The sequence below is a fragment of the Xanthomonas sp. JL1 genome (genome assembly GCF_038405005.1).
Genome location: NZ_JBBYGR010000048.1, coordinates 12,498 through 25,414, shown reverse-complemented (window position 1 = coordinate 25,414; position 12,917 = coordinate 12,498). Strand labels below are relative to the sequence as shown.

Annotated in this window: 7 protein-coding genes and 1 pseudogene; all 8 read right to left on the bottom strand. The window is 64.8% G+C overall.

Annotated elements, in window-relative coordinates; translation table 11 throughout:
• Window positions 1-181: 181 nt before the first annotated feature.
• The 8 genes and pseudogenes from WJW29_RS11330 to WJW29_RS11295 all read right to left on the bottom strand — a co-directional run bounded on the left by WJW29_RS11330 (window position 182) and on the right by WJW29_RS11295 (window position 12,794).
• Window positions 182-478 (bottom strand): hypothetical protein, encoded by a 297-nt coding sequence (locus WJW29_RS11330; protein WP_011409006.1) that lies wholly within the window; start codon window positions 476-478, stop codon window positions 182-184.
• Window positions 475-2,192: pseudogene (locus tag WJW29_RS11325) on the bottom strand (DUF5597 domain-containing protein). Before WJW29_RS11325 ends, WJW29_RS11330 begins: the two are co-directional and overlap by 4 nt.
• Window positions 2,192-4,531, bottom strand: coding sequence for a S9 family peptidase (locus WJW29_RS11320; protein ID WP_011259658.1), 2,340 nt, complete (start codon window positions 4,529-4,531; stop codon window positions 2,192-2,194). The pseudogene WJW29_RS11325 and the gene WJW29_RS11320 overlap by 1 nt, the downstream one beginning before the upstream one ends.
• The gene (locus tag WJW29_RS11315) at window positions 4,521-6,107 is read right to left on the bottom strand and encodes an APC family permease (protein WP_011259659.1); all 1,587 of its coding nucleotides are present in this window, start codon (window positions 6,105-6,107) and stop codon (window positions 4,521-4,523) included. Before WJW29_RS11315 ends, WJW29_RS11320 begins: the two co-directional genes overlap by 11 nt.
• A gap of 62 nt (window positions 6,108-6,169) precedes the next feature.
• A complete protein-coding gene (locus WJW29_RS11310) occupies window positions 6,170-8,035 on the bottom strand; it encodes a DUF885 family protein (RefSeq protein ID WP_011409010.1) in 1,866 nt (621 codons plus the stop codon).
• The gene (locus WJW29_RS11305) at window positions 8,032-9,864 is read right to left on the bottom strand and encodes a DUF885 family protein (protein WP_011259661.1); all 1,833 of its coding nucleotides are present in this window, start codon (window positions 9,862-9,864) and stop codon (window positions 8,032-8,034) included. Before WJW29_RS11305 ends, WJW29_RS11310 begins: the two co-directional genes overlap by 4 nt.
• A 117-nt stretch (window positions 9,865-9,981) precedes the next feature.
• Complete coding sequence (locus tag WJW29_RS11300; RefSeq protein ID WP_113084338.1) at window positions 9,982-11,181, bottom strand: Xaa-Pro peptidase family protein; 1,200 nt, start codon at window positions 11,179-11,181, stop codon at window positions 9,982-9,984.
• A complete protein-coding gene (locus WJW29_RS11295; protein WP_011259663.1) occupies window positions 11,178-12,794 on the bottom strand; it encodes an aldehyde dehydrogenase family protein in 1,617 nt (538 codons plus the stop codon). Before WJW29_RS11295 ends, WJW29_RS11300 begins: the two co-directional genes overlap by 4 nt.
• Window positions 12,795-12,917: the final 123 nt, after the last annotated feature.

Genomic DNA, 12,917 nt, shown 5'->3' with positions numbered 1-12,917 from the left:
AGCCATCGCGGCAATCGGCCAGACCCGGGGACCGTCGGGAAAAGCGTGTCCTGCGATGGTGGGTGGGCAAGACCCCTGCAGCAAACCGGCAGAGTGGGGGCGCTGTGCACTGATCGCTTGCGGAACGCGCCATGCATCCAATGCAACAGGTCGAAGACCGTCGTCGTGTAGGCCGAACCGGCTAGGTCAACACGTCCAACAAGCTACCCAGCATCTCGTCGGAGCGACGCAACACATTGGCATTTGCCTGGAAATCGTTGCGTGCCGATACACCTTCGACCAGATCGGTCGCTGGCGCAGACGGGTCGGCACTGACATTCACCACGTTCGCTGCCACGCCGCCATTGGCCTGCGTACTAGCCGCGACAGACTGACGTTGGCTGCCGTCCACCGGCAGACGGGCCACATTACTGGCGGCTACCTGCTGACGCAGCGCGGCGACCTGCATTCCGGAACTTGCGATGCTGCTGATGCTCATGGTGACTCCGGTGTGGCGGTGAGTGGTTTCGAACAAGGCTCAACCCATTGCAGACAACAGGCGGAAGGCGGCAACAACACGATCAGCACGGCGCAGTGAGTACCCACCCGAACCGGCAACACCACAGGCACATTGCCGTCCGCAGGCGCACGCCCGAAGTTGAGCCCGTCATCGGTCTGGTCGCCGTTGAGCTGCTTTTGCACCTGCCAGCGCCCGTCGCCATACCGCCCCTGCTCCACCCGCAACAGTTGTCCATGACGGGTATCGGCCGCGTTGCGGGAAAATTCAATGCGTGCGGCCATGCCGGTCACCAGAAATTCCTCCGGCCCAAGCTGCGCCACCAGTCACCGGCCGGCGTGGTCGTCGTTGCCGGGCAGAATGGGCGGCGCATCGCCCCACATGGGCGCGCCGAACGAGACCTTGGCCTCCCATTCGCCGAAACGCAGCGTGCGCTGCGGCGCGCCGGATTGCTCGGCGACCGCCTGCAGACGGCCGGCGAAGGCGGCCTGCGCCAGAATCCGCTGCATCGGGCCGAGCAGTTTGAAGTTTGCCGCATGGGCCGCACTTGCTGCGCGGTTGGCCTCGCTATCGGGGTTGCCATCCATTCCGAATACCGAAAAGCCGACGCCGCCCTGCCCCAGTACATGAAACAGGGACGGTGCGGTGGCGGCGCCGAAGCCTGTTTCCGACACCCAGGCCGGGTTGTCCGGTCGCGCGTATTGGCCGATGACCTTGGTGTCTTCGTTGTAATCGTTGGTGTCGATGTCGGTGCCGATGAAATCGATCGACGGCGTGGCCGCGCGCAACAGCGCGACCATGTTCACCGTGGTGCCGCCGGACGGATAGTCCATGCCCGGATACCGCTTGCCCTTGTAGCGCAACCAGGTGTTGACGTAGAGCGGCAATGGGTTCACACGCTTGCCGGCGGCGGCCACCTCTGCTCGATGTACGCGGCGGTTGCATGTGCATTGAAGGCTTACGCAGCCTCGGCGCCGAACCCCTGTTGCCAGCTGCCCTGCGGTTTACCCACCGCGCGCGCAATCTCGGCCGGCACCGGTTGTGCGAGCGCCGCCTCGCCGGCCGGGCCGTGGTCGCGCACGGTGCCGACCGCGCCCGGCTCGTTTTCCACCTGCACCAGAATCACGGTGTGGCGGTCGCCATCGACCTTGCACAGATGCTGCATCAACGCAGTGAACGCGCGCGCATCGGCCTGCATGTTGGCTGTGGCGACAACACATCCACCGGCTCGCCGTTGGCGTCGCGCATGCGCGGGTACGTCGCCTCGTTGCGCTTGATCCATTCCGGCACGTCATGCATCTGGCCGTTCTTCCAGCTGCCGAACCACAGCAAGGCCGCGCCTGCGGGCCCCGGCAATCAGCACGTCCACGTTCGTGGTGTCGAAGCGCCCCTGTTCCGGCTCGAATTGCGCTCAATACACCGGTGCTTCCAGCGTATTGGCATGCAGAGCCACCACGTCGTCGAGGGCTTGCGGCAACACCGCTGGCCATGCGCTGGAGTTGTGCAGTTGCGCGGCCAAGCTGGTGCACGGCGCACCATCGACGAAGACCGCATGGCGCCCGTTCTGGGTGACGACGCATGGCAGTTCTTCTGCGATGGCAAGCAGCGGCATGTTGCCCGACAGCAGCGCGACGAACCACAAAAAGCCGGCAACCCGGCCGCGCCGTTGTGGCTTGAATCGAGCAAACAAACGCATCATTGCGCCTCCGACGGCAGGGAATTCCAGTGCGGCGTGGGCTCGTTGCGCAGATGGCGCACGAAGAAGTCGTACTGGCGGCGTTGCACGTAATCGATCGGCCCGCTGGAGCGGCCCACCGTATGCTCGCCACCTGGCACATTGAGCAGATCGAACTCCTTGCCGGCCTTGATCAAGGCATCGACCACCTGCGCGGTGGACGCTGGATCCACATTGCTGTCCTGCTCGCCGACAATCAGCAGCAGGTCGCCTTGCAGCTTGCTCGCATTGACCACGCCGGACGCCTCCACGTAGCTCGCGTCCACCGGCCAGCCCATCCACTGCTCGTTCCAGCTGATCTTGTCCATGCGGTTGTCGTAGCACCCCACAAACGCCACGCCCACCTTGTAGAACTCCGGATGACGTTCGAGCGCTCCCAGCGTGCTCTGCCCCCCCGCCGACGCACCATAGATGCCCACGCGGCTGATGTCGTAAGACGGATCCTTGGCCGCCAGTGCACGATGCCAGGCGATGCGATCGGCAAAGCCGGAATCGCCCAGGTTCTTCCACGCAACATCGTGAAACGCCTTGGAGCGATTGGCGGTGCCCATGCCGTCGATCATCACCACGATGAAACCCAGATCGGCCTGCGCCTGCATGCCGATCTGCTTGTCGCCACCGGAGTGATAACCGAACGGCCAGAACGTCTTGGGCACGAAGGCATCGTGCGGCCCGGCGTAGATGTTTTCGATCACCGGGTAGCGTTTGCGCGGGTCGTAATCGCGCGGGCGTACCACCATGCCCCAGATGTCGGTGCTGCCGTCGCGACCCTTGGCCATGAAGGTCTCCGGCGCACGCCAGCCGGCGGCCTGCAGCTTGTCGATGTTGCCGCGCTCCACGGTGTGCAGCAGTTGCCCGTCGATGGCGTGCAGCTCCATCACCGGCGGCAGATCCGGACGCGAATAGACATCGACGTAATGCTGGCCGTCATCGGCAATCGCTACATCATGGTCGGCATCGGTGTGGGTCAGGCGCACCAACCGGCGGCCATCGAAATCCACGCTGTACAGCTGCCGATAGTACGGGTCTTTACCCGCATCCATCCCGCTGGCGGTGAACCAGATGCGGCGCTGCATATCGTCCACGCGCAGTACATCGCGTACCACCCACGGCCCGCGGGTGAGCTGGCGTTTCAGCTGGCCGTTACGCCCATCGAACAGATACAGGTGCCGCCAGCCATCGCGTTCGGAAATCCACAGCACCTCATCGCCGCGCCCATCCACGTCGTGGCGAAAACTGCGGTCGGCATAGACGAACGTGCGGGCGTCTTCGCCAACTGCCACATGCGCGCGCCCGCTGCGGGCATCCACCGCAATCACGCGCATACGCTGGAAGCCGCGTTGCACGTACTCGAACGCCACACTGCGCCCATCGCTGCGCCACTGCAGCGGCGACAGCGAATACGGGTTGTCGAACATGTCCGTTTCCACATCGCGCCGTGTGCCGTCCAGCGCGAACAGCACTGGCCGCTCCACATCCACCGCATCGCCTGGCTTGGGATATAGCTGGGTGTGCACCACCGGTTGTCCGCCACCGGCCGGTGCGGCCTCCACGCGGGTGACACGGCGGGCCAGCCCGGGGCGCACGCGATAGACCGCCAGCTGCTGCGAATCCGGCGACCAGGCAACACTCTCCAGGTCGAAATAATCATCGGCACGGCCGTCGCTACTGAGCCGGGTTACCTGCCCATCGGCGACACGGCGCAGCATCAGGTTCCAACCATCGGCCAGCACCTCCCACCTGGCATCCGGCGAGCGAGACGGCGTGGTGTCGGCCGGCACCAGCGGGTCGCGCACCACGCCGAAACCGCGTGGACGTGACTGCGCCTGCGGCCGTGCATCGGGCGCGCAGTGGTAAGTGGTCAGCGTGCAGCGCCAGGCCGCATCGTACAGTGCAAAGATAATCGCACCGTCGCTGCGTTCGCCCTCTTTTGAAAAGAAAAACCGCTCGAACGGCAGCCGCAGCGGCGCATAGGTCTTACCGGTTGCTGCACTCAGGCCCTGTGCCACCCGTGCCTGATCGAAGGCCGGCTGCTTCTGCAGCGTGGCCACATCGGCACTGACGAATACGAAGCCGCCCGGCACTGTCTTGCGGTAATAGAACCTGCCGTCGTCCTGCCACTGCGCCGGCCAGGCGACATTCTCTGTCAGCGTGATCCACTGTTCGCGGAGGCCCAGCGAGCGTTGGTAATCGGCAACGCTAGGCGCAGCCTGTGCCACACCCGACCACACCACGATGCACGCAACCAGCGCACGCCACCGGCACAACGCAGATGCGCTGCGGCGCGCATCACTCACCATCGTCTTCCTCCAGCGCCAGCTCGTCGCTGCGCAACCCGCTGCGCGCGCCCCAGTGGTAAATGAAGAACGCAATCGCTGCCACGCTCAGCGTATCGAACGGGTACGCGATCCAGCCGTGTCCGCCAAACGTGCCGGCCCACGACACCAGCATCACCAGCACGAAGAACACGATCAGCCACAACGACGCGCACACCTGCCGCAACAATCGGGTGCGCCCCTCACGCGAGGGCAAGCGATACAGCACGTACAGCGCGAATGCGAGCACCTGCAAGCCGAGCAGCCACGACAAGGTCGGCCAGGTGGACCAATACACGATCAACGCCGCCACCATGAACGACAGCGGCCCCAACACCGTCAGGCCGCGCACGAAAAATGGCCGTGGCAACGCCGGCGCACTGCGGCGCAACGCCGCCACCGCGACCGGCGCCACCGCGTAGCTCAGCACCAAGGCGGCCGACACCACGCCGATCAGCGTTTCCCACGAAGGGAACGGCAGCGTCCAGAAGATCGACAAGCCCAGGCTCAACCACAACGCAGGACGCGGGATGCCCGACACCGGGTGCACCCGCGTCAAGCCCGGCAAAAACCCACCGCTCCGCGCCCAGCCGTACACCACGCGCGGCGTGGCATTCATGTAGATATTGCCGGTGCCGCTGGGCGAGACCACCGCATCGCAGATCACCAGCGTGGCCAGCCACGCCATGCCCAAGGCCAAGGCGATGTCGTGGTACGGCAGCGAGAAGGCCTTGTCGATGCCAGTCCAACCTTGTGCGATTTGCCCGGCAGGAATGCTGCCCAGAAACGCCAGCTGCAGCAGCACGTAAATCACCGTTGACAGCGCCACCGACAGGATCAGCGCAATGGGAATATTGCGCTGTGGATCGCGTACTTCGCTGGCCACCGACACGATCGGGGTCAGCCCCAGGTACGCGAAGATGATGCCGCCGGCCGAGATCGCCGCTTCCACGCCGGCCATGCCCGAGGGTGCGACCCCATGCACGGTGAGATTATCTGCATTGAAATGCCGCATCAGCAGTACGATCACCAGGATAGGCACCAAAAACTTGAAGATGCTGACGATGTTGTTCGCCAACGCGAACGTCTTGACGCTGAAATAGTTGAGCAGGAAAAACAGCACCAGCAAGGCCAACTGCACCAGCCAGCCCCACACGCTGGGGTGCGTACTATTTGCTTGACTCAACGACGGGAACCACGCTGCTGCGTATTGCCGCGCCGCTTCCACTTCGATCGCAATCAAGCTGGAAAACGCGATCAGCGTGATGAAGCCGGTCAGCGCGCCGAGCAAGGCGCCATGCGAATACTCCGGGTAGCGCACCACCCCGCCCGCACGCGGTAACGCCGCACCGAGTTCGCAATACACCAGCCCGAGCAGCAGCACCGCGATGCCGCCGAGGATCCAGGACACGATGCCGGCCGGCCCTGCAATCGAGGACACGTGGCTGGCCGAAAACAACCACCCGGAGCCGAAGATCGAACCCAGCCCGATAAAGGTCAGGTCGGTCAGACTCAGCCGCTTGTGGAACTTGCCTTGCGTGGTTGCAGCGTGTGTGGTCATCCGTCGCCCCGAAGAGTGGAAAGCGCAGTTACTGCAGGAAAGCCATGATGTGCCGGCAGGTGTCAGTCGCTGGCAGACGCGTTCGCCTCTGCCGATGCATCTGCGGCGTCGTCATTTGGATACGGCGACACGCCACCATCGGCGATAAAGCGGTCGATGCGTGCTTCCAGCACCGGCAACGGCACCGAACCGGTCTGCAGCAGCGCATCGTGGAAGTGACGCAGGTCGAACCTCTCGCCGAGTGCAGTTTCTGCCTTGTGGCGCAGCTCAAGCATTTTCAGCTCGCCCAGGTAGTAGGACAGCGCCTGGCCCGGCCAGGCGATATAGCGGTCCACCTCGGTGGTCACTTCGTGCTCGCTCAACGCGGTGTTGTCGCGCAGGTAGGCCTGGGCCTGTTCGCGTGTCCAGCCCTTGTGATGGATGCCGGTATCGATCACCAGCCGGCAGGCGCGCCACATCTGGTACGTCAGGTAACCGAAGCGGTCGTAGGGCGTGTCGTACATGCCCATTTCCTGGCCCAGATACTCCGAATACAGCGCCCAACCCTCGCCGTAGGCAGAGATAAAGCCGTAACGACGGAACTCCGGCAAGCCTTGCGCCTCTGCCGCCAGCGGCATCTGCAATGCGTGGCCTGGCGAGGACTCATGCAAGGTCAGCGCGGTGAGGTTGTACAGCGGCCGCGACGGCAGGTTGTAGGTGTTGACCAAATAGATGCCCGGCCCACCGCGGCCACCGGTGTAGAACGGTGCCAGCTCCGGCGGCACCGGTTCGATCGCAAAACGTCGGCGCGGCAGCCGGCCGATGTAATCGCCCACCTTGGCGTCCACACGCTTGGCGATCCAGGCCGCCTGCTTGAGCAACTCTTCCGGGGTCTTGGCGTAGAACTGCGGGTCGGTACGCAGGAAATGCAGAAACGCCGGAAACACCGCCTGGCCGGCCGGCGGCTTGAAGCCGCTGGCCGCGATGGTCTGGTCCATCTGCTTGCGGAGCTTGGCCACTTCCTGCAAGCCGATCTGATGGATCTGATCGGGGCTCAAATCCAGCGTGGTGAACTCGCGAATCTGCGCGCGGTAATACGCCTGCCCGTCCGGCAAAGCTTCGGCGGCCAGCGTTGTGCGCGCACGCGGCTGGTACTCATTGCGGATGAAGTCCAGCAACCTGGCGTACGCCGGCACCACCTGCGTATCGATGGCCCTGACCGCTTGCCGGCGCAGTTGCGCCTGCACATCGGCCGGCAGCGTCGCCGGCATTTGCTTGAACGGCGCGTAGAACGGATTGGCCTCACCGTTGGCCTGCGCCACATCGGCGATGGATTGGTCGCGGCCGGTCATCGTGACCCGAGGCTGGCTGAAACCGCGCGCCAACCCAGCGCGCATATTGTCGGTGTGTTCGGTGAAATAGCGCGGGATGTCGGCCAACATCTTCAGATAACGCTGGTAATCCTCGCGCGTGCGCAGCTTGGCCTCGGCGCTGAACCCCAGATCGCTCCAGAACGCCGAGTCGCTGTTGAACGGCATTTCCCAGGCGCGAAAATGCTGCTGATCCAGCAACACCTGCAACTGTTGCCGATACACCTGGTAACTCACCTGATCTTCGGCGGACAACTGCGCCTGCGGAATGGCATCCAGTGCGGTCAACGCCTGTTGCCAATACGCCGTGCGCAGATTCTGCGTGGCGACATCGACCTTGGGCAGATGATCGGATTGCTGCTCCTGCGTGGCCTGATTGTCCTCATCCACCGCGCCGGACGCCTGGGCTTGCCGCCAGCGCCATTCGCGCGTGTACAAGGCCTTGAAGCGTGCCGCTGCGCTGGCCTGCGTGGCCGCCACAGCGGCGTCGGCTGCCTGCGCCGGCAGGGCCAGACCGCTCAGGCTGGCTGCGATCAACAGACTCAATGCGCTCGCACGTAATACGCTGCCCTTCGTCATTTGTTTGCCTCCGGTGTCGTCTTGGCCTGCGCAATCCACTGCCGCACGCGTTGCTGCAGCATCGCCAGCGGCATCGCACCGCCGCCGAGCACCGCATCATGGAAGGCGCGCACATCGAAGCGCTCGCCAAGTTCTTTTTCCGCTTCCGCACGCAATGCCAGGATCTGCAGCTGGCCGAGCTTGTAGCCCAGCGCCTGGCCCGGCCACACGATGTAGCGGTCGGTTTCGGACTGGATGCTGGGCTCGTCGTCTGACGGATGCGCGTGGAAGAAATCCACCATTTGCTGGCGATTCCAGTGCTTGTAATGCACACCGGTATCGAGCACCAGCCGATTGGCGCGCAGCAATTCTCCAGACAGACGCCCGTAATCGTTGTACGGATCCTTGAAGAAACCGATCTCCTTGCCGAGGCGCTCGGCATACAGCGCCCAGCCTTCGATATAGGCGTTGTAGCCGGCCTGCTGGCGGAACGGCGGCAACGGCAGCGTCTGCGCGAGCGAAATCTGCAGGTGATGGCCCGGCACGCCTTCGTGATAGGCCGTGGTTTCGATATTGATCAGCGTGCGGCTGGCGAAGTCGCTGGTGTTGACCTTCACGATTGCTGGCTTGGTGCCTTTCGGATTGCTCTGCCAGTATTCGGCGCCCGGTGCGGTGCGCCGGAACGCCGGCATCGCCTGCACGTCCAGCGGGGTGTTGGGCAGATGACCGAACAGCTTGGGCAGCTCCGGTTCCATCGCCGCGATGTACTGGCGGTACTGCTGCAGAATCTGCTCGCCCGAGGTGGCGAAGTGGCGCGTGTCAGTCTCCACTGACTTGCGGAAGCTCGCCAGATCGGCAAAACCCTGTGCCTTGGCGATCACCGTCATCTCGCCTTCGATGCGCGCGACCTCCTTCAAACCGATCTGGTGGATGTCCTCCGGCGCCATATCGGTGGTGGTCTGGGTATGGATGGCATAGCGATAACGGCGCTCGCCATCGGGCAGCGACCACAGGCCTTCCTGCGCGCGCCCTTGCGCGGCGTATTCCTCGCGCACGAACGCGGCCAGCTTGCCGTAGGCAGGGCGCACCTGCTGGTCGATCGCTGCGAGCAGTTGTTTGCGCAGCACATCGCGTTGATCGGCCGGCACCGCGGCGCCGCGCTTTTTCAACGGCGAGGCGAACGGGCTTTGCTCGCCGGTCAACGCGGCAATCTTGTCGATCTGCTCGGGCAGGCGCTCCAGCAGATACCGCGGCTGGGTGAGGCCATCCTTGGCACCTTGGCGCGACACCGCGATCACCTGGTCGATCACCGTCGGAATGGTCTGCAGGCGCTTGATGTAATCCTGATAGTCCTTGGCGTTTTCGAACGGGAATGCGTCGCCATACCCGGCCAGCGCCAGCTGTATGCCGCCAATCGGTTCCAGCGGCATCGCATAGGTCTTCAGATCGATGCCTTCCAGCGTGTCGCGCAACTGGCCCAGCATCATCTGCAGGCTGAGCTGGCGCTGTTCGTCCAGCGTCTTGGCATCCACTGCTTCGAACTGCTTGAGCAGGTCGGCCGTTGCGGTGCGATCTGCTTGCACGGCTTCCAGCGAGTCATCGCTCCAGCGGTCGTTGTAACGCTTGTCGCCGATGATGCTGGCGAACTCCGGGTTGTGCTGCAGTTGGTACTGCCACTGCTTGTCCAGCAGCGTGTCGAAGGCCTTGGCAGCCTGCTCGCCGGTCGAGGCGGAGGCAGGTGTAGCCGCCTGCTCCGCTGCAGGCGGCACCGGCTTGCAGGCGGTGAACAACGCGGCTGCGAGTAAACCGGCGACAACCGGACCGATGGCGACAGGACGCAGGTGCTTCATGCATTCACTCCTAGATGCAAGAACAGCGGTCGGAGCGCGCCTGAGCGCGAATGGCGTTACTCGGGAATGTCCGTCGCGCCCGGGTGCGCTCCTACGCGCGCGTGAACCCTTGCAGATTCAGGCAAACGGTTGATCGATCGCCACCGACGGCGGCGTGAACCACTGCGCGCCGGCATCGGTGACGTAGAAATGGTCTTCCAAGCGCACACCGAACTGCTCCGGCACCACGATCATCGGCTCGTTGCTGGCGCACATGCCCGGCTGCAGCGGCAGCGCATTGCCGCGCACCAGATACGGCGCCTCGTGAATCGCTAACCCGCAACCGTGACCGGTGCGATGCGGCAGGCCGGGCAACCGATAGTCGGGGCCGAGCCCGGCAGCTTCCAATACGGTGCGTGCCGCCTGATCCACCGCCTCGCACGCCACGCCGGGGCGTATCGCCGCAAACGCCGCCGCCTGCGCGGCCTGTTCCAGGTCCCAGATGCGCCGCTGCGCATCATTGGGGGCACCATAGATCCAGGTGCGGGTGATGTCGGAGTGGTAGCCCTGCACGGTGCAGCCGGTATCGATCAGCACCAGCTCGCCTTCGCGCAGGTGCTGCACACCGGGAATGCCGTGCGGAAACGCGGTGGCATGGCCGTACTGCACGATGCAGAAGGTCGAACCGTTATCCGCGCCCAGCGCGCGATGCGCCTCATCGATGAAGCGCACCAGTTGATCGGTGCCGATGCCCTCGTACGCGATGCCCGCAGCCAGCCGCTGCACCAGCAAGGTCATCTCGCAGGCCTGCTGCATCAATGCCAGCTCGGCCGGCGACTTGCACATGCGGCAGCCATCGATGATGACGCCGGCATCGCGAATCGCCTTGCCCAGATGGGCGCGCAGACCGGTGTGCACGGCGAATGCAATGCCCGGGTCCAGCGCCAAGGCATGCGCATGGCGCTCGTTCATGGCCTGCACCACCAGTACGTACGGGTCGTCGTGTTCTTCCCACAGGTATTTAGCCACCGGGATCTTCAGCACCGCATCCAGCGAGCCTTCTTCGAATGCGGGGCAGATCAATACCGGGTCGCCGTCCAGCATCAGCAGCAACGCTACCAGACGTTCGCTCGCCCCCCATGGCACGCCGGTGAAATAGCGCAGCGAGGTGCCGGCGCCGATCAACAGCGCATCCACGCCATGCGCGCGCATCAAACGACGTGCGCGCTCGATGCGGCGCTCGTATTCGCCCGCGGCGATCGGCGCGGCGCGTTGGGTCCACGGTGCCAGCTGCGCGCGCGCCTGCTCCAGCGACAGCCCGCCGATCTGGCTGCTCATGCGCCCGCTCCAAGATCGGCGGTGCTCCACTGCCCATCGACCAAACGCGCCACGCCGCCTGGATTGCGTTGACGTAATTCAGCAGGCAGCAGCGCATCGGGTACCGCGTCGTAACTGTGCAGGGCGGCAAAACGGCGGATGGCACCGGGCATACCCACCGCAGTGAATCCCGGATGCCCCGTGCTCGGGAACGGGCCGCCATGGTTCTGCGCGGCGCTCACTGCTACGCCGGTTGGCATCTTGCTATTGATCAACCGCCCTACCCGCGCGCGCAGCACCGGGGCGATGGCCTGCCATGCCGCATCGTCGCTGCCGTCGGCGGCGCGGTACAGCGTGCCGGTGAGGTTGCCTTCGAACGCGGCAGCCACCTCTGCCATTTGCGCCACATCGGCTGCGCGCACCAGCAGGCTCACCGGGCCGAAGGCTTCGGCCTGCAACGCCTGCGGGTTGGCGATGAAGGCCTGCGCATCCACGCTCAACAAGGTGGGTGCATAGCGGTAGCCATCTTCGCCGGTGTGACCGCCGGCCAGCATGCCGGCACCGGCAGCACGCAAGTCCGCCACACCACGTTGCACACCATGCACGCCGGACGCGGAGAACAGCACCATCGGCATGGCCGCTTCGAAATGCGCCCTGGTGGCTGCCACAAACGCATCGCCGGCCACGCCATGCGGCACCACGACCACGCCGGGATTGGTGCAAAACTGGCCGCTACCGAGCGTGCAGGATGCGAAGAATTCCTGCGCAAGCGCATCGCCGCGTTCGGCCAGCGCGCCGGGCAACAGGAACACCGGGTTGACGCTGGACAGCTCGGCATAGAACGGCACGCCGGCCACATCTGCCGCTGCCTTCAGCGTCAGCCCGCCGGCACGGCTGCCGGTAAAGCCGATCGCGCCGAGTCGCGCATCGCCAGCGAGCCGCACGCCGATCGTATTGTCGAAGTGATACAGCAGCTGCACGGCTGCCGCAGGAAGACCGGACCCGACCAGCGCGCGATGTGCCAACTGCGCCATGCGCTGGCTGGTGACCGGATGCAGCGGATGCGCCTTGGCGATGACCGGATTGCGCGCGGCAATCGCCGAGGCGAAATCGCTACCGGCAATCGCATTGAAGGCGAACGGAAAATTGTTCGGCCCGAACACCAGCACCGGCTTGCCCAGCGGCGCCAGGTGCGAACGCAGATCGGCCGCGCTGTCGATGATGGGCTGGGTCCAGCTATAACTCCGCACCGCGTTTGCGGCCTGACGCAGTTGCCCGCTGGTGCGCGGCAGTTCGTTGCCACGCAGGCGGGTGGGCGCCGGCAACGCCGTCTCGGCATGCGCCAGTGCAACCAGGGCGTCGGCATCGGCATCCAGCGCGTCGGCGTAGCTTTCCAGAAAGGCAGCGATGCGCTCGACCGGCGCGGCCACGAGTTCCGCTGCCACTGCCTGCGCCGCAACGACGGCCGCTTCCACATCGTCCGCACCACTGATCGGAAAATGCGGCCCGATCGGCTCGCCGGTGGCCGGGTTGGCGGCGCGGAAGCTGCCGGTAGCGGCACCGCTGCGTTGCCATCGGCCACCGAGCAGGATCTCTGCCGTGGTCGTGGGACTGGAGTGGTTCGTATCGTTCATTGCGGCACCTTCGGTGACAGGGATGCAGGGCCTGCGCACTGTGCGCCAGCGGCCGACCAGAAAGGTGATGAGGATGCAGCACTGGATGCCACATCCGCAGCGGCGGACGCATCGCAGCACACG

Bases quoted from the DNA above. Each gene is read 5' to 3' on its own strand.
- WJW29_RS11300 (WP_113084338.1), bottom strand. From the start codon at position 11,181: ATGAGCAGCCAGATCGGCGGGCTGTCGCTGGAGCAGGCGCGCGCGCAG.
- WJW29_RS11295 (WP_011259663.1), bottom strand. From the start codon at position 12,794: ATGAACGATACGAACCACTCCAGTCCCACGACCACGGCAGAGATCCTG.
- WJW29_RS11305 (WP_011259661.1), bottom strand. From the start codon at position 9,864: ATGAAGCACCTGCGTCCTGTCGCCATCGGTCCGGTTGTCGCCGGTTTA.
- WJW29_RS11330 (WP_011409006.1), bottom strand. From the start codon at position 478: ATGAGCATCAGCAGCATCGCAAGTTCCGGAATGCAGGTCGCCGCGCTG.
- WJW29_RS11310 (WP_011409010.1), bottom strand. From the start codon at position 8,035: ATGACGAAGGGCAGCGTATTACGTGCGAGCGCATTGAGTCTGTTGATC.
- WJW29_RS11320 (WP_011259658.1), bottom strand. From the start codon at position 4,531: ATGGTGAGTGATGCGCGCCGCAGCGCATCTGCGTTGTGCCGGTGGCGT.
- WJW29_RS11315 (WP_011259659.1), bottom strand. From the start codon at position 6,107: ATGACCACACACGCTGCAACCACGCAAGGCAAGTTCCACAAGCGGCTG.